The organism is Rhizobium sophoriradicis, assembly GCF_025200795.1.
Taxonomy (GTDB): Bacteria; Pseudomonadota; Alphaproteobacteria; order Rhizobiales; family Rhizobiaceae; genus Rhizobium; species Rhizobium sophoriradicis.
The window spans coordinates 281,907-307,389 of sequence record NZ_CP104152.1 but is presented as its reverse complement, the minus strand read 5'-3'; the positions used below and the strand labels follow the sequence as shown (position 1 = coordinate 307,389).

At 60.8% G+C, this 25,483-nt stretch carries 27 protein-coding genes; 7 read left to right on the top strand and 20 right to left on the bottom strand.

Annotated elements, in window-relative coordinates; translation table 11 throughout:
* Positions 1–185: 185 nt before the first annotated feature.
* The 4 genes from N2597_RS01535 to N2597_RS01520 form a co-directional block, all read right to left on the bottom strand.
* Positions 186–1,148, bottom strand: coding sequence for a flagellin N-terminal helical domain-containing protein (locus N2597_RS01535; protein ID WP_038692236.1), 963 nt, complete (start codon positions 1,146–1,148; stop codon positions 186–188).
* Between the two features lie 299 nt (positions 1,149–1,447).
* Entirely contained in the window at positions 1,448–2,359 is a 912-nt protein-coding gene (locus N2597_RS01530) for a flagellin N-terminal helical domain-containing protein (protein ID WP_077992525.1), read from the bottom strand.
* A 245-nt stretch (positions 2,360–2,604) separates the two neighbouring features.
* Positions 2,605–3,513, bottom strand: coding sequence for a flagellin N-terminal helical domain-containing protein (locus N2597_RS01525; protein WP_341356217.1), 909 nt, complete (start codon positions 3,511–3,513; stop codon positions 2,605–2,607).
* A gap of 281 nt (positions 3,514–3,794) precedes the next feature.
* The gene (locus N2597_RS01520) at positions 3,795–4,700 is read right to left on the bottom strand and encodes a flagellin N-terminal helical domain-containing protein (protein ID WP_039617911.1); all 906 of its coding nucleotides are present in this window, start codon (positions 4,698–4,700) and stop codon (positions 3,795–3,797) included.
* Positions 4,701–5,132: 432 nt separating this feature from the next.
* Between N2597_RS01520 and N2597_RS01515 the strand changes: the two genes are divergently transcribed.
* Positions 5,133–7,049 carry an O-linked N-acetylglucosamine transferase, SPINDLY family protein gene (locus N2597_RS01515; RefSeq protein ID WP_183597508.1) on the top strand — a complete coding sequence of 639 codons (1,917 nt, stop codon included), beginning with the start codon at positions 5,133–5,135 and terminating at the stop codon, positions 7,047–7,049.
* 76 nt (positions 7,050–7,125) lie between these two features.
* Here N2597_RS01515 and fliP read toward each other — a convergent pair whose 3' ends face one another.
* The 13 genes from fliP to flgF all read right to left on the bottom strand — a co-directional run bounded on the left by fliP (position 7,126) and on the right by flgF (position 16,140).
* Positions 7,126–7,863 carry a flagellar type III secretion system pore protein FliP gene (fliP, locus tag N2597_RS01510; RefSeq protein WP_009989981.1) on the bottom strand — a complete coding sequence of 246 codons (738 nt, stop codon included), beginning with the start codon at positions 7,861–7,863 and terminating at the stop codon, positions 7,126–7,128.
* Positions 7,860–8,366 (bottom strand): flagellar basal body-associated FliL family protein, encoded by a 507-nt coding sequence (locus N2597_RS01505; protein WP_038692234.1) that lies wholly within the window; start codon positions 8,364–8,366, stop codon positions 7,860–7,862. The genes fliP and N2597_RS01505 overlap by 4 nt, the downstream gene beginning before the upstream one ends.
* 12 nt (positions 8,367–8,378) lie before the next feature.
* Positions 8,379–9,095: a flagellar basal body L-ring protein FlgH gene (gene flgH, locus N2597_RS01500; protein WP_038686897.1), complete on the bottom strand. Its 717-nt coding sequence runs from the start codon at positions 9,093–9,095 to the stop codon at positions 8,379–8,381.
* Complete coding sequence (locus N2597_RS01495) at positions 9,092–9,631, bottom strand: MotE family protein (protein ID WP_038686894.1); 540 nt, start codon at positions 9,629–9,631, stop codon at positions 9,092–9,094. Before N2597_RS01495 ends, flgH begins: the two co-directional genes overlap by 4 nt.
* Entirely contained in the window at positions 9,628–10,749 is a 1,122-nt protein-coding gene (locus tag N2597_RS01490) for a flagellar basal body P-ring protein FlgI (RefSeq protein ID WP_039617905.1), read from the bottom strand. Before N2597_RS01490 ends, N2597_RS01495 begins: the two co-directional genes overlap by 4 nt.
* Positions 10,746–11,228: a flagellar basal body P-ring formation chaperone FlgA gene (gene flgA, locus N2597_RS01485; protein WP_038686890.1), complete on the bottom strand. Its 483-nt coding sequence runs from the start codon at positions 11,226–11,228 to the stop codon at positions 10,746–10,748. Before flgA ends, N2597_RS01490 begins: the two co-directional genes overlap by 4 nt.
* A 16-nt stretch (positions 11,229–11,244) precedes the next feature.
* Positions 11,245–12,033, bottom strand: a complete 789-nt coding sequence (flgG, locus tag N2597_RS01480; RefSeq protein WP_038686888.1) for a flagellar basal-body rod protein FlgG — start codon at positions 12,031–12,033, stop codon at positions 11,245–11,247.
* Positions 12,034–12,052: 19 nt separating this feature from the next.
* Entirely contained in the window at positions 12,053–12,394 is a 342-nt protein-coding gene (gene fliE / locus N2597_RS01475; RefSeq protein WP_039617900.1) for a flagellar hook-basal body complex protein FliE, read from the bottom strand.
* 2 nt (positions 12,395–12,396) lie between these two features.
* Positions 12,397–12,813, bottom strand: a complete 417-nt coding sequence (flgC, locus tag N2597_RS01470; protein WP_038686883.1) for a flagellar basal body rod protein FlgC — start codon at positions 12,811–12,813, stop codon at positions 12,397–12,399.
* Positions 12,814–12,818: 5 nt separating this feature from the next.
* Complete coding sequence (gene flgB, locus N2597_RS01465; protein WP_038686881.1) at positions 12,819–13,211, bottom strand: flagellar basal body rod protein FlgB; 393 nt, start codon at positions 13,209–13,211, stop codon at positions 12,819–12,821.
* A 159-nt stretch (positions 13,212–13,370) separates the two neighbouring features.
* Positions 13,371–13,913 carry a hypothetical protein gene (locus N2597_RS01460; RefSeq protein WP_038686879.1) on the bottom strand — a complete coding sequence of 181 codons (543 nt, stop codon included), beginning with the start codon at positions 13,911–13,913 and terminating at the stop codon, positions 13,371–13,373.
* Between the two features lie 2 nt (positions 13,914–13,915).
* On the bottom strand, positions 13,916–15,310 hold the full coding sequence (gene fliI / locus N2597_RS01455; protein WP_183597510.1) for a flagellar protein export ATPase FliI: 1,395 nt from the start codon (positions 15,308–15,310) through the stop codon (positions 13,916–13,918).
* Positions 15,311–15,405: 95 nt separating this feature from the next.
* Positions 15,406–16,140, bottom strand: a complete 735-nt coding sequence (gene flgF, locus N2597_RS01450) for a flagellar basal-body rod protein FlgF (RefSeq protein ID WP_009993224.1) — start codon at positions 16,138–16,140, stop codon at positions 15,406–15,408.
* 254 nt (positions 16,141–16,394) lie between these two features.
* Here flgF and motA point away from each other — a divergent pair, with 254 nt between their 5' ends.
* The 6 genes from motA to N2597_RS01420 all read left to right on the top strand — a co-directional run bounded on the left by motA (position 16,395) and on the right by N2597_RS01420 (position 21,693).
* Entirely contained in the window at positions 16,395–17,267 is an 873-nt protein-coding gene (gene motA, locus N2597_RS01445; protein ID WP_009993223.1) for a flagellar motor stator protein MotA, read from the top strand.
* The gene (locus N2597_RS01440) at positions 17,268–18,218 is read left to right on the top strand and encodes a FliM/FliN family flagellar motor switch protein (protein WP_106796807.1); all 951 of its coding nucleotides are present in this window, start codon (positions 17,268–17,270) and stop codon (positions 18,216–18,218) included.
* 65 nt (positions 18,219–18,283) lie between these two features.
* The gene (gene fliN, locus N2597_RS01435) at positions 18,284–18,871 is read left to right on the top strand and encodes a flagellar motor switch protein FliN (RefSeq protein ID WP_183597512.1); all 588 of its coding nucleotides are present in this window, start codon (positions 18,284–18,286) and stop codon (positions 18,869–18,871) included.
* Positions 18,872–18,898: 27 nt separating this feature from the next.
* Entirely contained in the window at positions 18,899–19,939 is a 1,041-nt protein-coding gene (gene fliG / locus N2597_RS01430) for a flagellar motor switch protein FliG (RefSeq protein ID WP_038686870.1), read from the top strand.
* Between the two features lie 228 nt (positions 19,940–20,167).
* Positions 20,168–21,247: a flagellar biosynthesis protein FlhB gene (flhB, locus tag N2597_RS01425; RefSeq protein WP_096763682.1), complete on the top strand. Its 1,080-nt coding sequence runs from the start codon at positions 20,168–20,170 to the stop codon at positions 21,245–21,247.
* A 5-nt stretch (positions 21,248–21,252) separates the two neighbouring features.
* Positions 21,253–21,693: a BspJ family T4SS effector nucleomodulin gene (locus tag N2597_RS01420; RefSeq protein ID WP_004672272.1), complete on the top strand. Its 441-nt coding sequence runs from the start codon at positions 21,253–21,255 to the stop codon at positions 21,691–21,693.
* A gap of 116 nt (positions 21,694–21,809) precedes the next feature.
* Here the strand turns inward: N2597_RS01420 and visR are convergent, their stop codons facing one another.
* The 3 genes from visR to fliF all read right to left on the bottom strand — a co-directional run bounded on the left by visR (position 21,810) and on the right by fliF (position 25,387).
* A complete protein-coding gene (visR, locus tag N2597_RS01415; RefSeq protein ID WP_086155918.1) occupies positions 21,810–22,556 on the bottom strand; it encodes a transcriptional regulator VisR in 747 nt (248 codons plus the stop codon).
* An 8-nt stretch (positions 22,557–22,564) separates the two neighbouring features.
* Complete coding sequence (visN, locus tag N2597_RS01410; protein WP_096763651.1) at positions 22,565–23,311, bottom strand: transcriptional regulator VisN; 747 nt, start codon at positions 23,309–23,311, stop codon at positions 22,565–22,567.
* A gap of 384 nt (positions 23,312–23,695) precedes the next feature.
* Entirely contained in the window at positions 23,696–25,387 is a 1,692-nt protein-coding gene (gene fliF, locus N2597_RS01405; protein ID WP_096763650.1) for a flagellar basal-body MS-ring/collar protein FliF, read from the bottom strand.
* Positions 25,388–25,483 lie beyond the last annotated feature (96 nt).

The following is a 25,483-nucleotide window of genomic DNA, read 5'->3' as shown; positions in this document are numbered from 1 at the left end:
ATCCGGGAGACATGCGGCATGCTGCCCCCGTTCAAAATGACCTTGCGCGCGACATGTCCTTCGCGGCGAACAAGGCTTGACCTTGCGCCGGCATGATTTCGGACGATGCCTTCATGCCGGAAACTAGGAAGTCAAACTTGCGCGAGGATGAATGGCGCCGCCGCCACCCGCGATCGCGCGCAACTCTATTCCAGCAGAATGAGGATCTTGCTGGCAGCCGTGTTCAGGATCGAGATCGCTTCGACGGCCATCTGCTTCTGGGTTTCGATCGCCTTCTGCCGGATCGAAGCCTCATCCATATCGGTATCGACGAGCGCGCCGACACTCTTGTCGATCGAATCGGACAGATCGGCGGTGTAATCGATCTGATCGTCGATACGCGCCTTCATCACGCCGATCGAGGCGGATGTCGTCGTCAGCGAGGAAAGCAGAGAGTCGGTCACATCAAGCATGTCGGCGAGCTGGGCGTCGGTGGTGTTCTTGCCGATCGCGACTTCCGTGCCCGTCGCCGGCGTCGTCGAATCGGCGTCCAGCAGGTAATAGTTCCGCGGTCCCGTGCCGCTGTTGTTGATCGCCTGGGCATCGATTGCCTTGGTGAACAGGCCGCCGCTCGCGTTGTTCTTGTCGATGAGGATGGTCTGCGATGAGGGGAAGTCGATGCTCTGAGCCTGGTATTCGCCGGTCGGGGCGCGCACGAAGCCTGAGATGACCGACCATGTCGGCGGCGCTGCCTTGTCACTGTTCAGCAACCAGTTTTCCCCTGCAAAGGACGTCGATTCGACGACGGTCCTCAGCTGTTCCTTGTATTCGCTGATCTCGGCGTTGATTTTGTCCTTGTCGGTCCCAGGCTCTCTTGCCGCAACGAGCTTGGCGCGGATCTGGGTGACGAGATCAATCGCCGAAGTCATCGCCGTGTAGGTCGCATCCACCTTGGCGGCGCCGAGACCGAGCGCGTCGCCGATCGTGCCGAGATTGGTGCTGTCCGAGCGCATGACGGTCGCGACCGACCAGTAAGAGGCATCATCGGCGGCCGTCTCGATCCGATATCCGGAAGACACTTGCTGCTGGGTCTGACTGGCTTCTTTGTTGATGCTGCGCAGCACTGCAAGTGCATTCACCGCGGCCGCGCTGGTAATCTTTACGGTCATCGACAGGGTCTCGGAATAAGATGAAAGGGCAGGCCGGGTTGCCGGCGGCGACTGAAGTGGCGTCATGCCTCCGGCGAAATTTCCACCGGTGTCGCAAAAGCAAATCAACTCAAGGTGAGGTTAACTCGATATCAACCTGTTCGGCAAGAGCGCAGCGCAAAGCGCAAATCAGCGAAGCATGAGTCCGAATAACATATTGATATACAAGAAAGAACCGCGCCGTTTCGGGCGCGGTCCAGATGGTTTTCGGCGTAGCGCCGGACGGCGGCGCAAGATTCGGTCCAGCTTCAGCGGCCGATTTAGCTGCGGAACAAGGTAAGGATGTTCTGCGCGCTGGAGTTGGCGATCGACAGCGACTGGATCGCCAATTGCTGCTGTGTCTGCAACGCCGTCAGCTTGCTCGATTCCTCCTCCATGTCGGCATCGACGAGGCGGCCGACGCCCGAGTCGATCGAGTCGCTCAGTGCTCCAACGAAGTTTTCCTGCAGTTCGATGCGCGTGGAGATCGAACCGAGCTGCGAGGCAGCCTTGGTCATGGCTTCGAGGCCGGCCTCGATCGACGTCAAGGCCATGGAGATCTCAACCGAGCCGAAGGTGCTGATGTCCATCGAGTAGATCGAGCCGATCGTGCCGTATGATGTGCCGATAATGCCGGCGGCCGTGTCGATCGTGCCGGTCGAGGTCATGCCGAAGAGAACGTTGCCCGCGGAGCTCGTGTCCAGGACGTAGTCCGTCGTCTTGACCGAGACATTGCCGTTGCCGTCGCGCACGAAGGTGGAAACCACGCTCTTGGTGCCGTCAGCGCCGGCGACCCAGTTTTCGCCGGAGAAGGAAGCCGACTGCGCGATGCTCAGGAGCTGCTGCTGCAACTGCCCGATTTCTTCCTGGACCTTGGTCTTGTCGACGCCCTTTTCGGTTGCCGCGACGATCTTCGCCTTGATTTCGCTGATTACGTCGATGGCGCTGTCCATGGCGGAATAAGCGGTGTCGACCTTGGCGGCGCCGAGGCCGAGAGCGTCAGAAACGGCGGAAAGTGCCTTGTTGTCCGAACGCATGGTCGTTGCAATCGACCAGTAGGCGGCGTTGTCGGCGGCCTTTTCGACGCGGTAACCCGAGGATACGCGGTTCTGCGTGCTTTCGAGGCTGTCGTTGATGCCGCGGAGCGTCTGAAGAGCGGCCATCGCCGCGACGTTGGTCAAAATGCTGGTCATGAAATGATTGCCCCTTGTCGGCAGGTGGGAAAAAGGGACATTCCGGAAAGCCACCGGGAACGGGGATCAGCCTCATGCCTGTTAACCGGTTCTTAAGTTCGGTTAACTCGCCGTCTCGTTGGCCTGAGAAAACAGCATTATGGTTAATCAACCGTTAACGAGAATAAAAAAGCCGCGCTCCATCGAAGCGCGGCTGATTTCGAGGCGCCCGCCGGATACCGGCGGGCCGATATTTCCGAGGGTTATTAGCCGCGGAACAGCGACAGGATGGTCTGCGACGAGGAGTTCGCGATCGACAGCGACTGGACAGCTAGCTGCTGCTGGGTCTGCAGAGCGCTGAGCTTGGAGGATTCTTCTTCCATGTTGGCGTCAACGAGACGGCCGACACCGGAGTCGATCGAGTCGCTGAGAGCGGAGACGAAGTTTTCCTGCAGTTCGATGCGCTTGGAGATCGAGCCGAGAGCAGCGCCAGCGCTGGTCATGGCCTTCAGAGCCGATTCGACGTTGGTCAGTGCCGACTGGATCTGGCCGAGGGTGAAGTTGGTGATGTCCATTGCGTAGACGGAACCGGTCGCACCATTCGACGTGCCGAGGATACCCGTGGAGGTTTCGACCGCACCGCCGCTCATGCCGAACAGAACGTTGCCCATGGAGCCGTCGTCGAGAACATAGTCGGTCATCACGACCGAAACGGCGTTGGAGCCGTCGCGGACGAAGGAGGCGACGACGTTCTTGGTACCGTCAGCGCCGGCAACCCAGTTTTCACCGGAGAAGGAAGCCGACTGAGCGACGCTCAGGAGCTGCTGCTGCAGCTGGCTGATTTCCTCCTGGACCTTGGCCTTGTCGACGCCGTTTTCAGTGGCGGCAACCAGCTTGGCCTTGATGTCGCCGACGACGTCGATGGCGCTGTCCATTGCGGTATAGGCGGTGTCGACCTTGGCGGCACCCATGCCGAGAGCGTCGGAAACGGCCGAGAGAGCCTTGTTGTCCGAACGCATGGTCGTTGCGATCGACCAGTAAGCAGCGTTGTCGGAAGCCTGGCCGACGCGATAGCCGGACGAAACGTGAGCCTGGGTTGTCTGGAGACCCTGGTTGATGCCGCGGAGAGTCTGGAGGGCTGCCATTGCAGCGTTATTGGTGTTGATGCTCGTCATTGTTTGCTTGCCCCTTGTTGGCAGATTTTAAGAAGGGACATTCCGGATTTCGGCCGGCCCACAGCGATCAGCATCATGCCTGTTAACCATTGTCGTTAAGGTTAACTCGCCGTTTCGATGGGCCTAGAAAACAGCAAGATGGTTAAGGAAAACTAAATCGGAAATGGAAATAGCGTAAAAATATCTGAGACTTAGAAGGATTTTTATTAACCTTATATTAAAACATTTCGCGGCCGGGGACGACCCGGCCGCGAAACTTGGAAACCTGGTGCCGACCGCTTTTAGCGGAAGAGCGACAGGATGTTCTGCGAAGAGGAATTCGCGATCGATAGCGACTGGATCGCCAGCTGCTGCTGGGTCTGCAGGGCGCTGAGCCTGGAGGATTCTTCTTCCATATTGGCGTCGACGAGACGGCCGACACCGGAGTCGATCGAGTCGCTGAGGGCGGAGACGAAGTCGTCCTGGCTGTCGATGCGCTTGGAGAGCGAGCCGAGAGCAGCGCCAGCGCTGGTCATGGCCTTCAGAGCCGCTTCAACATTGGTCAGAGCGGTCTGGATCTGGCCGGCGGTGAAGTTGGTGATGTCCATCGCGTAGATCGAGCCGGTCGCGCCCGACGAGGTCCCGAGGATGCCCGTGGAGGTTTCAACCGTGCCGTTGCTCATGCCGAACAGGACGTTGCCGGCGGAGCCGTCGTCGAGAACATAGTCGGTCGTCGTGACCGAAACGGCGTTGGAGCCGTCGCGGACGAAGGAGGAAACGACGCTCTTGGTACCGTCAGCGCCGGCAACCCAGTTTTCGCCGTTGAAGGAAGCCGACTGCGCGATGCTCTTCAGCTGCTCTTGCAGCTGGCTGATTTCTTCCTGGACCTTGGCCTTGTCGACGCCGTTTTCAGTGGCGGCAACCAGCTTGGCCTTGATGTCGCCGACGACGTCGATGGCGCTGTCCATTGCGGTATAGGCGGTGTCGACCTTGGCGGCACCCATGCCGAGAGCGTCGGAAACGGCCGAGAGAGCCTTGTTGTCCGAACGCATGGTCGTTGCGATCGACCAGTAAGCAGCGTTGTCAGAAGCCTTTTCAACGCGGTAGCCCGAAGAAACGTGGTTCTGCGTGCTGTTGAGGTTCTGGTTGACGCTGCGCAGCGTCTGGAGAGCGGCCTGCGCGGAAGAATTGGTGTTGATGCTTGTCATAAATCTGTCCCCTGGAAACTAGATACAAAAAGGAGGACATACCGGACTGTAGTACCGGCGATGACGGACCAGCTTCATGCTACTCGGCGCCTGCTTGTTTGGCCCAAACCCGTCATGTCCAGGGCAATCTCGCAGCCAATGCTTGCCAACTTCTTAAAAATCGAGGTGCCGTGCCCGCTCCTTATATCCCATAGTTAATGCCGGCTGAATCTGTTTCTTCGCATGCTAACATACCGGGAAAGAAACCGTTTTCCCCTCCCGAAAGGACGCGCCTTCATCAGGCGCACCGGTTTCAAGCAAGCTTCGAATGCCAACGTGGCAGGTGCCGGGATAGCACCATCGGATCATCCACCCGTTTTCGGGGAGGACGGCTCGTGCCTACGCCGGGCGATCGACAGCCATGCCAGAACATTTCCTTCACGGAGTTAGGTTTTGAACAGCAAAGTTTCGTTCTCTGCGGCATCCAGAGATTATCAGGCGGGCCGCTACACACAGTCTCTGGCGACGCTCAACCAGCTCATGGATATCCATCAGGACGCCAAGACCTACGCGCTGCTGGCCAAGAACCTCGTGCAGCTCGGCTTCAAAGCCGATGCCGCGAAAGCCTATGGCTTGGCCGGCAATTGCGAAGGACCGAACGCCTACGAATATCAGAAGCAGGCTGCCAAGCTCTATTACGAGACCGGCAACGAGGACGAAGCGCTGCTGATCGCCATGCGCAATCTCACCAGGGCGCAGGAAGATGCCGAACTCGCCTTCATCATCACCGCGATCTATCTGAAACGCCAGCAGCGGGATATCATCCGCCCGTTCAAGACGGTGCTGTCGGAAAGCATGAATCCCGATCACATGCGCCTGGCGGCCCTGCTGCTCAGCGACGATCTCAACGACGCAACCAACCAGACGCTTGCGCGCAACCTCTTCAAGCGTTTTCCGGGCAATCACGCCTTCCGCTTTCTCCACCTTGTTTTCGCCCGCGAATTCAATGATTTCGAAGAGTCAGGCAAGCATCAGGCGGTGATCGACGGAGCCCTGGCAAAGGGCGATTTCGAGATCCTGCGCAAGGACAACCCATTCTATCATCTGCACTGGTGCGGCAACGAGGATTTCAACCGGTATGCAACGATCGGCACCACGCCGCTCAACCAGGAACGGATAGCTTTCCGCCGCAACCAGCCGCACACATGGTCCAACAAGATCCGTATCGGCTACATGTCCTCGGACTTCTGGGATCGCCACGCGACGATGAAGCTGTTGCAGCGCATCCTCGAGCTGCACGACAAGGATCGGTTCGAGGTGACGCTCTTCTGCCATACCGGCCCGGAATATCTGAAGCACAATGACACCGATCGCAGCCGCTGGGGCAGGATCGTCGACATTCACGGCTTCTCCGACCAGGCGGTGCTGGCAGTCGTGCGCGAGCATAATATCGACATTATGGTCGATCTGAAGGGCCATACGTCAGGCAGCCGCGCGGCAGCCTTCAACCTGCCGCTGGCACCCGTGCATGTCGGCTGGCTCGGTTTTCCCGGCAGCACAGTTAACATCGACCTCGACTACGTCATCGGCGACCATTCCGTCCTGCCCGAAGTCGCCAAGCCGTTCTACCATGAAAAATTCTGCCGATTGCCGGAGAGCTATCAGCCGAACGATCCAATGCATCGTCCGAAGCCGCGTCCGGTCACCCGCGAGCAGCTCGGCCTGCCGGAAGACGCCTTCATCTTCGCCTCCTTCAACGGCAACCGCAAGATCACGCCTGAGGTCGTCAACAGCTGGTGCCGGATTCTCAAACGGGCGCCGAACAGCGTGCTTTGGCTGATGGCGAATACGCCGCGCAACCAGGCGAACCTGTTGAAGCACTTCCAGACGGCAGGCATCTCGCCCAAGCGGATCATCTTCTGCCCACGCGCACCCTACGAACAACATATAGACCGCCAGCAGGCGGCCGACCTCGGCATCGACACTTTCCCCGTCAACGGCCACACGACCACCTCGGAGCAGCTCTGGGGCGGCCTGCCGGTTCTGACCGTCAAGGGCACCAATTTCGCCTCACGCGTGAGTGAGAGCCTGCTGAGAGCAATCGATCTGCCCGAGCTCGTTGCCGGCGACCTGCAGTCCTACGAGGATCTTGCCGTCGAGCTGGCGCAGAATCCCGGGCGGATCACCGAATACAAGGCGCGCCTGAAGGAGAGGCGCTATATCGCGCCGCTCTTCGACGCCGAACGTTTCTGCAATCATCTGGAGCAGGCCTACGAAATTATGGCCGACCGCGCCAAACAGCATCTCGCCCCCGAGCACATGGACATTCCGGCGCTGCCGCCGCGCACCGAGCCGTTCGCTTCCGAGTAAGGTTCGACCTGCATGAAAAACCCCGCCGGATCTCTCCGGCGGGGTTTTCTTGTGGCCAATAGTGAGCGGTGGCGTATCAACTAAACGAACGCACCAGACTGCCGACGAGCAGATTCCAGCCGTCGATCAGCACGAAAAAGAGAATCTTGAACGGCAGCGAGATCGAGGTCGGCGGCAGCATCATCATGCCCATCGCCATGGTGATGGTTGCGACGATGAGGTCGATGACGAGGAACGGCAGCACGACGAGAAAGCCGATTTCGAAGCCGCGGCGGATCTCGGAAATCATGAAGGCGGGGATCAGCACCCGGTAGTCGATCGGATCCGATGTCTGGATAGTCTGGCCGCGTTCACGCGCCAGATCGACGAACAGCGCCAGGTCCTTGTCGCGGGTATTGGCCGCCATGAAGGTGCGGAAGGGTTCGGCGATACGCTGGACCGCCTCGGTCTCGTTGATCTGGTTGGCAAGCAGCGGCTGCACGCCGCTCTGCCAGGCCTGATCGAAGGTCGGCGACATGACGTAGAAGGTCATGAACAGCGACAGCGACAGGAGGATCATGTTGGAGGGGGTCGAGGAGAGGCCCATGCCCGAGCGCAGGATCGAGAAGGCGATGACGAAGCGCGGGAAGCTCGTCACCATGATCAGGATGCCCGGCGCGACCGAAAGAATGGTCAGCAGGCCGAAGGTGCGGATGATCCAGGCGGCGACGGAGCCATCGACCGGCACGTTCAACAAATCCGTCGGCAGCTGCTGTGCCACCGCCAGTTCCGGTACCGCCATCATGGCGGTAAGGAAAATTATAAATCGAATCATTCGATGACAAATGTCCTGAACATGACCTTCGATACCCGCCCTTGCGAACGAAGGTCAACACGTTCCTGGATGTCATCCCTGAGATATTGAAAGCCCCGCGGCCCCTCGATCTGCTGGAGGGAAACGGTCCTGATATAGGCCAGGATATCCTGGTGAATATCCTCGGAAACCTTGACGTCAGGCGGCCCATTGAACAGCAGCGCGACTTCCAGCCGCACCCAGTTTTCCGAGGGGTAGGCGAGGTTCGAGGTGATCGGCTCGAGCTGGACGACATTATTGGCCTCGGTCGAGATCCGCGCCAGGCCTTCCTCGGCCTTCTTCTTGGCTTCGGCGTCCTTGGCCTCCTCGGCCTCCTTGGCGACCTTGATCTCGGGCGCGACGATCGTGCCGACCGCCCAGCCGCCGCCGGCGCCGAGCAAGGTTAGGATGGCGACGCCGATGATCGTCATCAGCGGTCCGGATTTCTTCTTCGGTTGACCTGCGCTTATGTCTGCGTCTGCCATCGTCATTCGGCCTCAAAGCGGCGAGAAAAGGTCGACGGCCTGCTGGCCGCGCGGAGGCTGCTGCACTTCCATCAGGCGGCCGCGGCCGCCATAGGAGATGCGGGCTTCGGCGATCTTGTCGTAGGAGATCTGGTTCTCGGCGTTGACGTCCTGCGGACGCACGATACCGGCGACGTTCAGAATGCGCAGTTCCTGGTTCAGGCGCACCTCCTGCGATCCCGAAATGACGAGGTTGCCGTTTTCGAGAATGCCGGTGACGACGGCGGCGACCAGAAGGGTGAGCTTGTCGGTGCGCTCGATCTTGCCCTTGCCGTCGGTGCTGGTGTCGGAGCCGTAGGTCAGGTCGGTCTTGGATTCAGGCGTCCAGCCGAAGATCTGGGCGTTGATGTCCCAGTTCATGCCGCTCGAATTGGTGCGGCTGCGGTTGGTCTCGTTGTCGAAGGAGGCCTTGTCGTTGATCTGGATGTCGACGGTCAGGATGTCGCCGACGTTCAAGGCGCGCGCGTCCTTGAAGAGGGCGGCCTGCGAATCGCTCCACAGCGAATAACCCTGCGCGACGGCACGCGGCTGCTTCGGATAGAGCGCCATCTGCGGCGTCTGACCATAGGCAAGGCCGCTGCCGATCGGGCTCATGGCGGGCGCGCGGCCGATCTCGCTGACCGCCGTCGGGGACTGGCAGCCTGCAAGGAGTGCGAGGGCGGCGATCGCGGCCGGGAAACGCATGTTCATGAAGGATCCTTCGACGTATTGGGATCGGACGCACTGGCGATGACGCTGGCGATGACGGCGGCTTTCTGCGGGTCCATCTCGTTGAGGATGAGGCTCGACTGGCGCGGACCGAGCCGCATGATCACGGCGGAGGCCACCTCGACCTTCATATCCTGCAGCTGGAGTGCGGCCGCATCCGGCTTCATCTTCTTGTAGATCTCGGTGAGACCGGCTTCCGCCTGCTTCAGGAAGTCGTCGCGCCGCTTCAGCCAGTCCTGATATTCGGCCTTGCGCTTGTCCATCTCCTCCATGCGGGCGTCGATGTCGGCGCGGAGCCTTTCCAGCTCCTGCTTCTGCAGGAGGTAACGTTGGTCGCGGGCGGGGTCGGCGATATTGGTGCAGAACTGCTTGATCTCATCCTGCGAGGTGATGTCTCCCTCCGGATGCTGCTGCGCGAAGGCGCCGGGGATCGACAGAAGGATGAGGCCTGCTGCCGGCAGCGCCAGCCGGCGCAACAGTTGCAGGACCGTCAGGTCAGGGTTCAGGATCGTCTTCATTGCAGCACAAGCTCCGCCTGCAGGGCGCCTGCCGATTTGATGCCCTGGAGAATGGCGATGATGCCATCCGGTTTCACGCCGATATTGTTGAGGCCGGCGACAAGGGTCCTGAGGTCGGGACCGTCGATGATGGCGACGCGTCCGCCGGTCTGCTCAGCCGCGATATCGGTCTGCGGCTGGACCGCGGTCCGGCCGCGCGAGAAGGGTTCGGGCTGGATGATCTGCGGCGTCTCGGTGACCTGAACGGTCAGCGTGCCGTAGCTGACGGCGACCGGCGAAACGCGGACATCCGAGCCGATGACGATCGTTCCGGTGCGCTCGTTGATTACAACCTTGGCCGGCGTATCGGTTTCGACGATAAGGTTTTCGACATCGGCCATCAGCCGGGTGAGATCGGCCTGGCGCGGCTTCTGGATCACCACTTCCTGCGAATCCTTGGCTTCGGCGACCGGGCCGCCGAAACGGGCCGAGGCATAACCGTTGACGATGTCGGCAATACGGATCGCCGTCGAGAAGTCAGGATTGCGCAGCTGCAGGACGAGATTGACGGAATCCTTGAAGCGGGACGGCAATTCACGTTCGATGATGGCGCCGCCCGGCACGCGGCCGGCGGTGGTCACACCTTCGGTCACGGTCGCCGCCTGGCCCTGCGCCTGAAAGCCGGAGACGATAACGGAGCCCTGCGCGACGGCGTAGATCTGGCCGTCGGCACCGGAAAGCGAGGTCATGACGAGCGTGCCGCCGCGCAGCGACGTCGCGTCGCCGAGCGAGCTCACAGTGACGTCGATACGGCTGCCGGGGCTTGCGAAAGGCGGCAGGTTGGCGGTGACCATCACGGCGGCGGTATTCTTGGCGCTGGACTGGCCGCCCTGCGTCGAGATGCCGAGATTCTGCAGCATCGCCCGCATCGACTGCTCGGTGAAGGGCGAGGAGCGGAAACCGTCGCCGGTGCCCTGCAGGCCGACGATGAGGCCATAACCGATCAGCTGATTGTCACGGCCGGCCTGAAGCGAGGCGATATCCTTGATGCGCGAGGTCAGCGCCCAGGCGGGCGCGACGTCGGCCAGGCTCATGGCGAGAACCGCGGCAAGGGTCAGGAAACGGAACAACAATCTCATTTTGCCCTCACATGGACCGTGCCGTCCGCAAGCACCGTGCCGCTGACGATGACGCCGGAATCCATATTGCGGGCGCGGATCAGCTGCCCGGTGGCGCCGTCTTCGAGCGGCGTGCCGGCGGCCGAGATCGTCATCGGGCCGAGCGAGAAGACCAGGCGGATCGAAGAGCCGCGCGTGACCGTATAGGGTTCGCGCAGACCCGAAACCGCGATCGTGCGGCCCGGCAGCAGCGTGCGCTTGGAGACCAGGCCTTCGACCTGGGAAATAGATTTGGCAAAATCGCCGGCAAGGTTGGGGTTGGTGACCTCGACCTCCTGAAGCTGGCTGGCCGACAATGTATCGCCGGGGTAGATGATTGTCGTCGGCACAACGGCATAACCCATGCCGGCGTCGGCGCCTGCGGGCATGACGATGCCCGCGACTGCGATCATGGCTGCCGCCACCCATCCCGAGATGTGTCCTGCCCGGCAAAACATCATGTTTCGGCCCTTCCCTTTACTTCAGGTTCTTGCTGACGATGGAGGCCATTTCATCAGCGGTGGTGATCACCTTGGAATTCATTTCGTAAGCGCGCTGGGCCGATATCAGCTCGGTGATTTCCTTCACCGGGTCGACGTTCGAGGATTCCAGATAACCCTGCTTCATGTAGCCGAAGCCTTCCTCGTCGGGATTGCCGACGACGGCCTCGCCGGAGGCTGCCGTTTCCTGGAAGAGGTTGTCACCGATCGGCTGCAGGCCCGCCTCGTTGACGAAGTCGGCAAGCGTCAGCTGGCCGAGCACGGTCGCATCGGTGGCGCCCGGCAGCTTGACCGAGACCTCGCCGGAGCGGCTGATGGTCAGCTCGGTCGAACCCTGTGGAATGGTGATGCCGGGGAGAACTTCATAGCCATCGATCGTGACGAGCTGGCCCTGGTCATTCTTGTTGAAGGCGCCGGCGCGGGTATAGAGCGTGGTGCCGTCGGTCGACTGGATCTGGAAGAAGCCCTTGCCGATCAGCGCAACGTCGAGATCGTTGCCGGTCTGGGTGAGTTCACCCTGGAGATGCAGATTGCGCACCGCCGACGTCTGAACGCCGAGACCTATATTGGCGCCTTCGGGAACGACGGCCTGGTTGGCGCGGTTGGCGACACCCTTGGCGCGTTCGGTCTGATAGAGCAGATCGGTGAACTCGGCGCGGGCGCGCTTGAAACCTGTGGTGTTGATGTTGGCGATGTTGTTGGCGATGACTTCCAGATTGGTCTGCTGGGCATCCATGCCCGTTGCTGCAATGGCGAGCGCTCTCATGTGTTCGTCCTCAAATCAGTTACATCTGCATCTTGGTGACTTCGAGAAAGGCCGAAACGACCTTGTCGCGGATGGCAATCGCCGTCTGCAGCGTCTGCTCGGCCTGGAGCATGGAGTCGACGACTTCACGCGTCGTCGCCGTGCCCTTGATGCCGGCAAAGGACATGCTTTCGGCGCCCTTCAGGCTGTTGACGGCGTCGCTTGCCATATTGCCCATGACGGAGGCGAAGCTCATGCCGTTGGCCGCACCTGATGTGCCCGGCATGGTCGTTGCAGATGACGAGGCGGAATTTTCGGTATCGACGGCGCCGAGCGCACGGGTCATCGAAAGATTGCTGACATTCTGGACACTGCTGATCATTATTATTGGCTCTTCAGGAGATCGATCGTGGAGGAGATGAGATCGCGGGTCTGCTTGATGGTCTGCAAGTTTGCGTCATAGGAGCGGTTGGCTTCGCGCATGTCGGCCATCTCGACCAGGATGTTGACGTTCGGCAGCTTGACGACACCCTTGGCATCCGCCGCCGGATTGCTGGGGTCGAATTCGGTGCTGAAATCGCCTTCGTCGACACCGACCTTCTTGACGTCGACCGTCTCTACGCCGCTTGCGCGATCCATCTGCTGGCCGAAGGTGATCGTCTTGCGGCGATAGGGGTCGGCACCGGGCGTATCGCCGGTCGAACGGGCGTTGGCGATGTTTTCCGAGACGATGCGCAGACGCGTCGATTGCGCCTCGAGCCCCGAACCGGCGATTTTCATAGCGGCGGAAAGCGGATCCATGACAATTACTTCCTGACGGTCATCAGCATCATGCGGTTGAAGGAGCTGACCAGCGAGGTGTTCAGATCGTACTGGCGTTTGATGTCGCCCGACTTCGAAAGCTCCTCGGCCAGTCCGACGGTGTTGCCGGATTCCTGGATGCCGATCTCCTGGTCGAGCGCGGCGTCCTTGACGTCGATATCGCCGCTGTCGCTGAAATCGTTGCCGCTCAGATGCGCCGGATTGGTGCGCGCCATGGCGATGTCGGACCTATCAAGCACGGCGTCAAACGGCGTGACGTCCTTGGCGCGGAATTTCGGGGTATTGGCATTCGCGATATTGCCGGCAACAACCTGCTGACGAATCGTCAGCCATTCCGCCTGTCGCGAAGCCAAGTCGAAAAGTTGGATCGGTTGCATGAGAACTCTCCGTTTTTACTAGCCCGAACCTAGTGCGGTAATCTTGCGTGGGACTTACCGGAAATCGGGCTTGGCGGCGCTTCGGCGAGGGCCGTATAAGGAAAGGGCTCCTGCCGGTCTGCGGCGGAGCCCCTGTTGCCTTCGGTATTGCGAAGCGGTTCAGTCGTTCTTGTAGATCTCACCCTTGGAGGTGATGATCACCCACTTGCCGTCCCGCTGCTCCAGCGTCGCAAGGCGGCTTTCGTCGGGCAGGATCGAGCCGATGCGCACCACATACATGCCCGAGGGATCCTCGATCAGCGCCCGGCCGTTGGAGACATGCAGCAGGCGGAAGGAAGACTTGCCGGGGAACGGCTGCTCTTCCAGCAAGTCGCCGCCGTCACGCGCTTTGCCGAGATTGGAGACCGTTGCCGTCGTCAGCGGATCGATCGGCGGAACCTTCTTGGCTGCCTCGTTCTTGTTGACCATGGCAAGCGGCGAGACGCTGAGGACGTTGCGGGCGGGCCAATCCGGCAGTTCGCGCGAGTTGCTGCTGGCGGCGACGTTGATGCCGAACTTCTCTGCGTTGAAGAAGACGTACCAGGGGAAGAAGGCCGAAGCGCCGGCAAGCGCCAGGCCGGCGACGGTGAGAAACCGATCCAGGAAGGCGGCCTTCCTGCGCTGCTTCAGGGAAGCGATGCGTTCGTCGTCGAATTCAGCCACGTCTATCTCCTCTGGATGGGCGCGCCCTGATTGCCCATGCCGGCTGCAGCCTTCAGCGCGCCGGCGAGATCGGCAAAGGCGTCGACCGACTCACGATCGCCCGGCGTCTGTTTCAGGACGTCGTAAATGATGGGGACCTGCTTGACCGCCATGTCGAGATCGGGATCGGCGCCCTGGCGGTAACCGCCGATCAGGCGCAGGTCTCGCGTCTCCTCGAAGCGGTGGATCAACACTTTCAGCCGCGACACCAGCTTTTCCTGGTCCGGCGTCCAGGCCTTGCGGGCAAGACGCGAGATCGATGCGAGCGGATCGATCGGCGGATAACGCCCCTCTTCGGCGAGGCTGCGCTGCAGGACGATATGGCCGTCGAGTATGCCGCGCGTCGAATCGGCGATCGGGTCGTTGTGATTGTCGCCGTCGACGAGGATCGAGATGATCGCGGTAATCGTGCCGGCGCCCTCGGGGCCTGGACCGGCGCGCTCCAGCAGGCGCGGCAGTTCGGTGAAGACCGAAGCGGGATAACCGCGGGCGATCGGCGGCTCGCCGGAGGCGGTCGCCACCTCGCGGATCGCGTGGGCGAAGCGGGTGACGCTGTCGACGATGAAGAGGACGTTCTCGCCCTTGTCGCGGAAATGCTCGGCAATGGTGATCGCCGTCAGCGGCGCCATCTTGCGCAGCATCGGGCTTTCGTCGCTGGTCGCAACGACGGCGATCGCCTTCTTCATGTTGCTGCCGAGCGTATCCTCGATGAATTCGCGCACCTCGCGGCCGCGTTCGCCAACGAGCGCGATGACGACCTTGTCGAAGGCGTCGGCGCGGGCGAGCATCGACAGAAGCGTCGACTTGCCGACCCCCGATCCGGCGAAGATGCCGAGGCGCTGCCCGAGGCAGAGCGGCGAGAAGATATCGATGGCGCGCACGCCGGTCTTGAAGCCGGTCCCGACGCGCTGGCGGGTCATCGACGGCGGCGCGGTGTTTGAGATCGAGCGGCGATCGAGGCCTTCGACGATCGGACCCAGCCCGTCAATCGGCTCGCAAAGCGAATTGACGGTGCGCCCGCACCAGCTGTCGGACGGCGAAATGCGGAAGGCGCCCTTGCGGATGACGGTATCATGGATGCCGATCGGCTCGCCGGGTTCGATCGGGCAGACGTAGATCAGCTCCGGCTCGACACGAACGACCTCGCCGAGATGGACGCCGGAAGCGGATTTATGCGCCACGAACTCGCCGAGACGAACATGGCGGGAAAGACCGCGAACGGTATAGTGGCCGGCGGCAATGGTCTGCACACGACCGCCATGAGCGACCGCGAACTCCGGCGATGCATATTGGTCGACGAGACCCGCCAGATGCGCCAGCTTCGGGGAAAGGCCGTCCTCGGACAGTAGCGTGCTCATGCTTCAATCCCACCCGAAAATGCGATGCATTTTCGGTCGTTGTTCTTATGCATGCCGTCCTCCCAAAACCACTGCACACTTTTGGGCGACATGCATTAGCGGCTGCCCCCAAGCGTCTGGACGGCTTCCTTGAACGAATCCTCGCTGTCGCGCATCAGCGACGAGATGCTCTCAAAGGCGCGGTTGACCTCGATCAGCTGGGTGATCTCGCGCATGGCGTTGACGTTGGAGTTTTCCAGATATCCCTGCTCGACGCCGACATTGAAGCGGTCGACGACGGCGCGCGGCTGATCGGTGGTCATGATGCCGCTGTTTTCGTAGCGCAGGTAACCTTTGCTGATATCGGCCTCGAACAGCCCGAGCGATCCGACCTGCCGGCCGGTCTGATAGATGACGCCGTCGGTTCCGACCGCCGGCTCGCCGGCTTTCGTATCGAGCTGGATCGGCGCGCCGCCGGCGTCGAGAACCGGATATCCCCGGATCGAGACGAGCTCGCCGGTATCCTTGATCGTGAAGCGGCCGTCTCTCGTCAGCACGCGGCCGGCCGGCGTATCGAGCGCAAACCAGGCATCGCCCTTGATGGCGAAATCGAGCATGTTGCCGGTATGCTGCAGCTCGCCGTTCTGCTCGTTCAGATAATCATTGCCCTGGGAGACGAAGGCAACCTTGGTGTTGAGCTTGTTCTTGGTGGCCGCCACCATCTCGTCGAACTTCACCTCGGTGGCGCGAAAACCGGTCGTGTTCACGTTCGCCATGTTGTCTGCGATGGTGTTCAGGCGCTTTTCGAGCGCCATCTGCGACGACAGAGAAACATAAAGACCGGATTGCATTGTCGGAAAGCTCCAAGCATTGGCGATGAACGGAACGAAAAGCCGGGCGTCGTCTGATCTGGTTCGGCCGGAATTTCGCTGAGGCGGCATCTCAGAAACGGGCGCGAACGCCCATTCGTCTCCTTCAGATTGACGGCAGATGCTTGCGCGAAGCTGGCACGCTGAAATGCCTGCATGCGGCCTTTTCATCAGCCTCACGCAAGGCAGAAACCCTATCGGTCTCAAAGAAAAGCAACGTTCAGATTGGGCTGACGATGAACATCATTATCGGATTTATAGTGACTTGCGGCTGTGTCATCGGCAGCTTCATGGCGATGGGCGGCCATGTGGAGGCGCTGTTCCAGCCCTTCGAATTCGTCATCATCGGCGGCGCGGGTCTCGGCAGCTTCATCATGGCCAATCCGATGAAGGTGGTGAAGGATTCCGGCAAGGCGCTCGGCGAAGCCTTCAAGCACGCCGTGCCGAAGGAGCGCAATTATCTCGACACGCTCGGCGTGCTCTATTCGCTGATGCGCGACCTGCGCACCAAGTCGCGAAACGAAATCGAAGCCCATATCGACAATCCGGCCGAATCGACGATCTTCCAGCAGGCACCCACGGTTCTGAAGAACAAGGAACTGACGGCCTTCATCTGCGATTATGTCCGCCTGATCATCATCGGCAACGCGCGCAGCCACGAAATCGAGGCGCTGATGGATGAAGAGCTCAACACCATCATGCACGACAAGATGAAGCCCTATCACGCGATCCAGATCATGGGCGACTCTTTCCCTGCAATCGGTATCGTCGCGGCCGTTCTCGGCGTCATCAAGGCGATGGCCCACATCAACGATTCGCCCGAAGTGCTCGGCCACCTGATCGGCTCGGCGCTGGTCGGCACCTTCCTCGGCATTCTGTTGTCCTACTGCCTTTGCTCGCCGCTGGTCTCCCAGATCAAGGTCGTCCGCAACAAGCAGCATCGCCTCTACGTGATCGTCAAGCAGACGCTGCTGGCCTACATGAACGGTTCGGTGCCGCAGGTGGCTCTCGAATACGGCCGCAAGACGATCTCGGCTTACGAGCGTCCGTCGATCGATGCCGTCGAACAGGAAATGATGAACCCAGGCGGCGAAAACAAGGCGGCTTAAATGACCATGAGCGATGCTTCGCATGACAAACCGGCAATGGATCCTGCCCTTCTCGCCAAGCTGACAGGCGGGCTCGGCGACAGAGGCCGCGTGTCCAAGATCTGCAGCGCCTTCGGAGAGGTCTACAGCGAGTTCTTTCCCGATGTCATCAAAAGCGAGACCGGCCTCGATGTGACGGTCAATTATCTCGGCTGCGAGATCGGCTACAAGAACCACCTGATCGATGACCTCAGCGCCAACGTCACCCTCGTCGATGCGACGTTGCGCAACTGGTCACAGAACGTCACGCTTGCCTGCGGCAATGGTTTCGTCATCACGCTGATGGAGCACCTGCTCGGCGCCACCGCCGATACGATCGAGGAACCGGCCGACCGGCTGCTCTCGATCATCGAACTCGATCTGGCGGTCATGGTCTTCGACAAGATCGCCAAGGTGCTGCGCTCGGCTGTCAACGCGCCGGGCGGTTTCGAACCGAGCCTTTCGGCCCCGCACGCCCATGACACGCGCCCGAGGCCGGCGGAAGACAAGCCGGACGAATTCGCCGCCGCCATCAACATGTCGCTCACGCTTGCCGGCATCGTTTCGGAATTCTCGCTGATCGTTCCGCAGACGGCGCTGCTGAAAACCAAGGTGACGCCGCCGAAGCCGAAGCGCCAGGCCGCCGGCGCCTCTCCCGAATGGACCGAACAGCTCGGCGACCAGGTCCGCCGCTCGCATGTCACGCTCGAGGCCAGGATCAGGCTGCAGGATCTGACGCTGCGGACGATATCGAAGCTGATGGTCGGCGACGTCATTCCCTTCCGCGACAGCGGCGAAGTGCGCGTCGAAGTCAGCGCCAACAGCAAGGAATTGTATATCTGCGAGTTCGGCCGCTCAGGCGAAAACTACATGGTCCGCGTCAAGGATACGATGAACTCGGATGACGAACTCATCCGTCATTTAATGAATTAGTCGGTTCTCTGGCCTTTGGGCTGCAAAGGCAGTTTGAGGCAAGTTTCAACTGGAATAGTGATTTCATGGCTACGAAGAAAACACAGCAGAACAGTGACCTCTCCCTGGATGTGCCGGGCAGCGAAGCGGATCTCGACCAGGCGATCGACGATCTGCGCGGCATGCTGAAGCAGGATGCCGATGGCGACCTGTCGCAGTTTGGCGGCGACCTGGAGAATGATGCCTTCGGAGCAGGAACGGAACTGGCCGCCTTTGGCGGCGAGATTTCGGATTCCCCTTTCGGCGGCGACGATTTCGGTGGCGATTTCGGCGCTGGCAATGCCAGCCCGGCTGCCGGCATGGATTTCGGCGGCGGCTCTTCGTTCGAGGCGGCGCCGGCGCCGCTCGGCAGCGCGCTGACTTCGAACTTCGAACTGATCATGGACATTCCGATTGATGTCCAGATCATGCTCGGCACCAGCCGGATGCAGGTCTCCGGCCTGATGAATCTCAACGAAGGAGCGACGATCGCTCTCGACAAGAAAATCGGCGAACCTGTCGAGATCATGGTGAACGGCCGCAGGATTGCACGCGGCGAGATCACGGTGCTTGATAATGACGACACCCGATTCGGCGTGAAACTGATAGAAGTTTTGAGTACGAAAAAAGCCTGATCCCTGTGGGGACGGAGAGGTTAGACCATGATGGACTTTGACGATTTCGGCGGCGCGCTAGCCGGGAAACCGTTGACCCAGGCTGAAAAGGCGGCGGCGGTCCTTCTCGCCATGGGAAAGGGTGTCGCCGGCCGGCTGTTGAAATATTTTACCCAGGCCGAGCTGCAGACCATTATCGCATCTGCCCAGTCGCTGCGCGCCATTCCGCCGGACGAACTGCTGTCGCTTGTTTCCGAGTTCGAGGACCTCTTCACTGAGGGCGCCGGACTGATGGACAATGCCAAGGCGATCGAGGCTATTCTGGAAGAAGGCCTGACGCCGGACGAGGTCGACAGCCTGCTCGGCCGCCGCACGGCCTTCCAGGCCTACGAGACCTCGATCTGGGATCGCCTCAGCGAGGCGGAGCCGGCATTCGTCGCGCAGTTCCTGCTGCGCGAACATCCGCAGACCGTCGCCTATATTCTTTCGATGATGCCCTCCGCCTTCGGCGCCAAGGTGCTGCTGCAGCTTCCCGACAACCGTCGCGCCGACATCATGAACCGCACTGTCAACATGAAAACCGTCAGCCCGAAGGCTGCGCAGATCATCGAGAACCAGGTGGTGACGCTGCTTGCCGAGGTCGAGGCAGAACGCAACGCAGCCGGCTCGACGAAGGTCGCCGACCTCATGAACGAGCTCGACAAGCCGCAGGTCGACACGCTGCTCACCTCGCTCGAATCGATCAGCCGCGAATCTGTCAACAAGGTCCGCCCGAAGATCTTCCTGTTCGAAGACCTCATGTATATGCCGCAGCGCAGCCGCGTCCTGCTGCTCAACGACATCTCGACGGATGTGCTCACCGTCTCGCTGCGCGGTTCGCCGCCGGAGATCCGCGAATCGGTTCTCTCCGCCATCAGCCCGCGCCAGCGCCGCATGATCGAATCGGATCTGCAGAGCGGCATGGCCGGCGTCAATCCGCGCGAGGTCGCCATTGCCCGGCGCGCCGTGGCGCAGGAAGCGATTCGCCTGGCCAATTCAGGCCAGATCGAGCTCAAGGAGAAGGAAGGCGACGCTTCGGCGGCGGCCTAATCTTCCGAGACTGTTGACAAATCCGGCCGCCCGAAAGGCGGCTGTTGATCGCCCTGCAACAGACGACTACCCTTCATCGATAGGCCGCGCTCTCTAGCGTGTCGCAGAAAACCCGGTTTTCGCGACGCGCTACAGCTCTTTGTTTTGGTGCATGTCGTCATCCCAAAACCGCTGCCCTTGGGTGGCATGCATTCGCGGCGGCCTGTTTTTTTGACGGAGGGCCGCGACTTGGCAGACGATGACAAGGACAGCAAAACAGAAGCCCCGACCGCGAAAAAGCAAAGCGATGCCGCGGAAAAGGGCAATGTGCCGTTTTCGCGCGAGCTGTCGATCTTCGCGACCATCCTTGCCACCTTCATCTACCTGGTGTTCTTCCTTCCCGAAAGCGTCGGGCGCATGAGCGAAACGCTGCGCGATATCTTCGAGCAGCCCGATCAGTGGAAGATCGAAACGGGGCCGGATGTCCTGGCGCTCTTCGTGCGGCTCGGCTGGGCAATCGCTGCGCTGCTGGCCCCTGCCTTCATCCTGCTCATGGTCTTCGGCATCGCATCGTCGATCTTCCAGAACCTGCCGACGCCTGTGCTGGAACGCATCCGACCGCAGGCTTCGCGCATCTCGCCGATCAAGGGCTGGTCACGGCTCTTCAGCCTGCCCGGCCTCGTCGAGTTCGGAAAGTCGCTGTTCAAGGTCGTCGTCGTCGGAGTGATTCTGTTCTTCGTGCTGAGGAGCGAATATTTCGGCTCGATCGACGCGATGTTCTCCGATCCGCAGACGATCCTCGTCAGGATGATGACGGCGATGCGCAAGATCATCATCGTCATGCTGATCGCCACCGCGATCGTGGCGATCGCCGATCTTTTCTGGACGCGGCATCACTGGTTCACCGAACTCAAGATGACGCGCCACGAAGTGAAGGAAGAAAACAAGCAGGCGCAGGGCGATCCCTTCGTCAAAGGCCGGCAGCGTTCGCTGATGCGCGACCGCGCGCGCCGGCGCATGATCGCCAACGTGCACCGCGCAACGCTCGTCATCGCCAACCCGACGCACTACGCCGTGGCGCTGCGTTACGCGCGTGAGGAGAACGACGCCCCGGTGGTGCTGGCAAAGGGCCAGGACCTGATTGCGCTGAAGATCAGGGAGATCGCCGAGCAGAACGGCATCCCGGTGTTCGAAGATCCGCCGCTTGCGCGCTCCATGTTTGCGCAAGTCTCGGTCGATAGTGTCATACCGTCAGTCTTCTATAAGGCCGTTGCGGAGCTCATACACAGAGTCTACGCCGCAGACGCCAAGAACAAACGGGTAAGATAAGCCGAATGAAAAAATGCCCTCACTCTGCCCAGCGTGAAAAGATCCTCGCAGACGCGATCAGCCCGGTCGCCACTGAACTGCGCCTTCTGGATGCCTCTGACCTTATTTCACTGCTGCGCTTCGAGTATTACGGCAATCTGGCCGATCTTGTCGCTTCGGCCGCGGAGCTTTTCTTTCATCCGGGCACGGTCAATTTCGGCCTGGGCGGGAACTATACGCTGGAATGGGGCGGCAAGCCGGAGGTCGTTCTCGACCTGGAAATCAAGCCGCGCGGCGTCACCGTCTATGCCCAGCTCACCCTTGCCGAGGATCATGCCGGCATCGAAATCAATCATATCGCCTTCCAGGATCCCTCTCCCGACCCCGACGAGAATACCGTCTTCCTGGAAAGGAGCCTTCGGCAAGCCCGTTACAGCCTGAAACCGCCGCGCGCGCTCGCCAGCTGATCGCCCTTGATCAATTACAGCGCCTCGCATCAAATTTGCTTCATGCGGCGCGCTTTAGCCTTTTGCTTTGATGCATGTCGTTGTCCCGGAACCGCTGCAAGCCGGCAAGCGCGACTTCAGCTGATGTAGCCGAGCCGAATCGCCTTGGCGATCGCCTGGATGCGGTTGACGGAATCGAGTTTGATCGTCGCCGAGCCAAGATAGGCGTTGACCGTATGCACGGACAGGCCGAGCTTTTCGGCGATCTCTTCGCTGATGCGACCGTCGCCGGCGAGCTGGAGACAGGCGATCTCACGTTCGCTCAGTGCCTCGGCGGCCGCCGTTCGGCGTTCGTCGAGCGAGAGCAGATCCATCATGATATGGCAGCAGCGGCCGTGCAGCTCGACGATCATGTCGCTCGAAGGATCGATATCATCGCCGGTAAACAGGATGAAGCCATTGCCGACGGCGCCGAGCCGCACCGGAAAGGCGAGACCGGAAAAAGGCAGAATGCCATCCCTCAGGCGCGTCATGAACGGCGCGAAGTCGGCCGGGCCGGGGGCCGCCCGGTCATGTGCACCGGCCCATGAAAGCGGCAGCAGCGACTTTTCGAGATGATCGAGAAGGATATCGCCATAGGCATCGGTGAAGGCCTTGCCGAAACCGGCATTGGCGGATCCCCAATTCTCGAGCTCGCAGACGAGGCGCTGCTTTGCCGGCAGGCCTGAGCCGCTGACGCGGAAGATCGCGAAGCCCTGAGCATCGGCGAGCTTCTGCATCGCGACCAGCCGCGGAAAAAGATCGGACCGGCTGGAAATCCTGTTCACCCGCACCATGCGGAGCGGATCGGCGCCGTTCATCACCCTGCTTGATGGATGCCCCATGGATCCCCCTATACGAGATTGTTGCGGACCGCGAAGGCAATGGCCTCCGACCGGGTCTTGGTCGCCGTCTTGCGCATCACGCTGGTGATGTAGTTGTTGATCGTGTTGCGGGAGATTCCAAGGATCATCGCGATCTCGTCGCTGGTCTTGCCTTCGGCGATCCAGAACAGGCATTCCAGCTCGCGGTCGGTCAGCTCGAAATCGCGGTCGACCCTGGCGCCGCCGCAGCGAAGGAAGCTCGCGACATAACCGGCAAGCAGGCCGACATCCCGCAGCCGCTCCGGCGACAGGATGAACCCTTCGCCGAACAGGAACATCAAGGCCAGCCGCGAGCGGCCGACATTGAAGGTCAATGAACAATATTGGCGGCTGGCGCCCTCCGGCACGGCGGCGCTCTCGGGCAGCAGCGCAAAATTCGGCTGGAAGACCTGCATGCATTTTTCCAGCTCGGTGGAGCGCGCATAGCCGCTGACGAGATCGTTGGCGATGTCCTTGACCAGGTCGAAGGGCCAATCGGAGGAGACGACGAAATCGAGGCCGCTTTCCTGGATGAGATCACAACGCGCCAGCAGATAGTGCGAAGCGCCGACATATTCCGTCAGGGCGCGCAGACCGGACTGCAACCTGCCAGTGCTGGCGACACTGTGCAGCCGCTGGATCAGCTCATCGCGCGGCAACAGAGCCGGCGCCACTGCGCTTGCGAAATTGATCATCTGCCTCTCGCCTTTGCTCGCCTGAAATATGTTCATATCCATTGGCAACGTCCTGCGGCTGAGAAACGATCACACTCGGTGCAACGGCAATTTTTCTGTAAAGGATTCAATTCATGTCCCGCGGGAATCCATTTCGAATCACCCAAGGGTAAGCCAGCCGATGTAAAGTACCATCTCCGACTTCTAGGGATTTACTTTCACCGCCGTCCATGCCCTGATTCGAATGCCGATCATGCCTCTCAAGACATGGTCGAGGCTACGGTGATTCTGGCTGCATCGCAACTTGATTCGCGTTTTACGCGAGTGATAGCTCAGCAGCTTTATCCACTAGCCGAAGGGCCTTACCGGCCCTTACGGGGACCGGCAAGCCCCCCCAACGGGAAAGATCGGCATGGACGTGAAAAAGGCCGGTTGCCCGGCCTTTTCTTATGCTGCTTCGTCGATCGCCCATTTCCTGAGGATTTTCGCAGCGCGCTCCTCGTTGATCTCGACCATGCGGGCGAGCTTGCGTTCCGGGCCCTCCTTGACGCGGCGGTTGAAGTTGCCGTCGTCGTCGCCGAGGCTGAGCAGATCCTCGGTGCTGTCGAAGCCGAAGTCGGATCCGAAGCCGTCCATGAGAGCGCCTCCGGACGCGCCTGCCGCCGGCGCGAAGTCTGGGAGTTCGAGGCCGGCCGATTCCGGTGAGGAGTCGCCGAGCGCCGCGCCTGCACCATTGCCGCTGACGCTGCGGACCAGCGGGCGCAGGCCCATCCAGACCACCACGAAGGCCACAGCGACGAAGGCGAGCGAATTGATGATGCCGGCAAGATTGCGGCTCAGCATGTCCATGACGCGGACACCGCCGGTGGCGTCTTCGAGCAGCTGATTTTCAAGGAAGTCCATGGCCGTGACGGTGACGACGTCGCCACGCTTGGCATCGATGCCAGCCGCCGAGGCGACGATCTTCTGCATTTCGGCAATATAGGCGTCGATCTTGGCCTGATCGGCAGGCTCGCCGACCATCTTGGCGATACGACCCTTATTGACCACCACGGCGATCGACAGCTTTTCGACCTGGTAGCTGTTGCGCGTCGTCGCCGTCGTCTTGCTGTTGATTTCGTAGTTGGTCTGCTCTTCGCGCTTGTCGGACTTGTCCTGCGATTCCGGGCCGCCCGCGCCGCCGGCGTCCGGTGCAGCCTGCGGAATGTTCTGTTCGACGGTCGTCGCGTTGTCGGACTGCTTCTGCTGCGACTGCTGGGCTTCCTTGGTCGAGCGCACCGAGCGTTCGACCTTGGATTCCGGATCGTAAGTCGTTTCCTGAATCTGCTGGGCGTCGGTGTTGAGGTCGGCGGTGACGCTGGAGCGGAAGTTATCCATGCCGAGGAACGGCGCCAGCGCCTTGTCGATGTTGGATTCGACTTCCTGCTGAACGTTCTGGACGATGTTGAGCGAGCGGTTCAGCGAGCTGTTGCTCGCCTCGTCGCCGGAAGCGAGCAGCTGGCCGGCGGAATCGAGAATCGTCACGTCATCGACGTCGAGCCCCGGCACGGCCGAGGCGACGAGGTGGCGTATCGAGCTCGCAGCGCCGCGCCCGGTGGCCGCGCTCGCGCGAATCATGACGGAGGCTGTCGGTTTCTGCTCCGCCTTCCGGAAGTTCCCGACCTCCGGCATGACGATATGGACGCGCGCGGCTGTTATGCCTGAGATCGACTGGATGGTGCGGGCGATTTCGCCTTCCAGCGCACGAACCCGCGTCACCTCCTGCATGAAGGAGGTCAGGCCGAGCGAGCCGACATTGTCGAACAGTTCGTAACCAGCATTGGCGCTGTTCGGCAGGCCGCGCTCGGCAAGCATCAGCCGGGCCTTGCCCGTCATGCCCGCCGGAACGGTGATGCTGGCGCCGTCCGTGCCGACCTGGAAATTGATGTTGGCTTCGGCAAGCGCCATGCTGATCTGGTTGAGATCGGGAGCGTCGAGACCGACGTAAAGCGTTTCCTGCGCCGGCTTGTTGACGAAAAGAGCGGCCGCAAGGATGATTGCGATGGAAACGGCGCCGACGCCTCCCAGAATCATCAGGCGCGTCCGCCCCAGGGCGCCAAAGTTCTTAAATATCTGAACTAATTGATTTAACAGATTCATTCTGTTCTCGCACGATCCGTCAACGACAAAGCAGGCTTATTGCCTCATCTGACGAATAATCGGCGAAACTTGTGCGAGCGTTTCGTGGAGCGCGCG

Coding starts and splice junctions, on each gene's coding strand:
- N2597_RS01535 (WP_038692236.1), bottom strand. CDS start 1,148: ATGACCGTAAAGATTACCAGCGCGGCCGCGGTGAATGCACTTGCAGTG.
- N2597_RS01530 (WP_077992525.1), bottom strand. CDS start 2,359: ATGACCAGCATTTTGACCAACGTCGCGGCGATGGCCGCTCTTCAGACG.
- N2597_RS01525 (WP_341356217.1), bottom strand. CDS start 3,513: ATGACGAGCATCAACACCAATAACGCTGCAATGGCAGCCCTCCAGACT.
- N2597_RS01520 (WP_039617911.1), bottom strand. CDS start 4,700: ATGACAAGCATCAACACCAATTCTTCCGCGCAGGCCGCTCTCCAGACG.
- fliP (WP_009989981.1), bottom strand. CDS start 7,863: ATGATTCGATTTATAATTTTCCTTACCGCCATGATGGCGGTACCGGAA.
- N2597_RS01505 (WP_038692234.1), bottom strand. CDS start 8,366: ATGGCAGACGCAGACATAAGCGCAGGTCAACCGAAGAAGAAATCCGGA.
- flgH (WP_038686897.1), bottom strand. CDS start 9,095: ATGAACATGCGTTTCCCGGCCGCGATCGCCGCCCTCGCACTCCTTGCA.
- N2597_RS01495 (WP_038686894.1), bottom strand. CDS start 9,631: ATGAAGACGATCCTGAACCCTGACCTGACGGTCCTGCAACTGTTGCGC.
- N2597_RS01490 (WP_039617905.1), bottom strand. CDS start 10,749: ATGAGATTGTTGTTCCGTTTCCTGACCCTTGCCGCGGTTCTCGCCATG.
- flgA (WP_038686890.1), bottom strand. CDS start 11,228: ATGATGTTTTGCCGGGCAGGACACATCTCGGGATGGGTGGCGGCAGCC.
- flgG (WP_038686888.1), bottom strand. CDS start 12,033: ATGAGAGCGCTCGCCATTGCAGCAACGGGCATGGATGCCCAGCAGACC.
- fliE (WP_039617900.1), bottom strand. CDS start 12,394: ATGATCAGCAGTGTCCAGAATGTCAGCAATCTTTCGATGACCCGTGCG.
- flgC (WP_038686883.1), bottom strand. CDS start 12,813: ATGGATCCGCTTTCCGCCGCTATGAAAATCGCCGGTTCGGGGCTCGAG.
- flgB (WP_038686881.1), bottom strand. CDS start 13,211: ATGCAACCGATCCAACTTTTCGACTTGGCTTCGCGACAGGCGGAATGG.
- fliI (WP_183597510.1), bottom strand. CDS start 15,310: ATGAGCACGCTACTGTCCGAGGACGGCCTTTCCCCGAAGCTGGCGCAT.
- flgF (WP_009993224.1), bottom strand. CDS start 16,140: ATGCAATCCGGTCTTTATGTTTCTCTGTCGTCGCAGATGGCGCTCGAA.
- motA (WP_009993223.1), top strand. CDS start 16,395: ATGAACATCATTATCGGATTTATAGTGACTTGCGGCTGTGTCATCGGC.
- N2597_RS01440 (WP_106796807.1), top strand. CDS start 17,268: ATGACCATGAGCGATGCTTCGCATGACAAACCGGCAATGGATCCTGCC.
- fliN (WP_183597512.1), top strand. CDS start 18,284: ATGGCTACGAAGAAAACACAGCAGAACAGTGACCTCTCCCTGGATGTG.
- fliG (WP_038686870.1), top strand. CDS start 18,899: ATGATGGACTTTGACGATTTCGGCGGCGCGCTAGCCGGGAAACCGTTG.
- N2597_RS01420 (WP_004672272.1), top strand. CDS start 21,253: ATGAAAAAATGCCCTCACTCTGCCCAGCGTGAAAAGATCCTCGCAGAC.
- visR (WP_086155918.1), bottom strand. CDS start 22,556: ATGGGGCATCCATCAAGCAGGGTGATGAACGGCGCCGATCCGCTCCGC.
- visN (WP_096763651.1), bottom strand. CDS start 23,311: ATGGATATGAACATATTTCAGGCGAGCAAAGGCGAGAGGCAGATGATC.
- fliF (WP_096763650.1), bottom strand. CDS start 25,387: ATGAATCTGTTAAATCAATTAGTTCAGATATTTAAGAACTTTGGCGCC.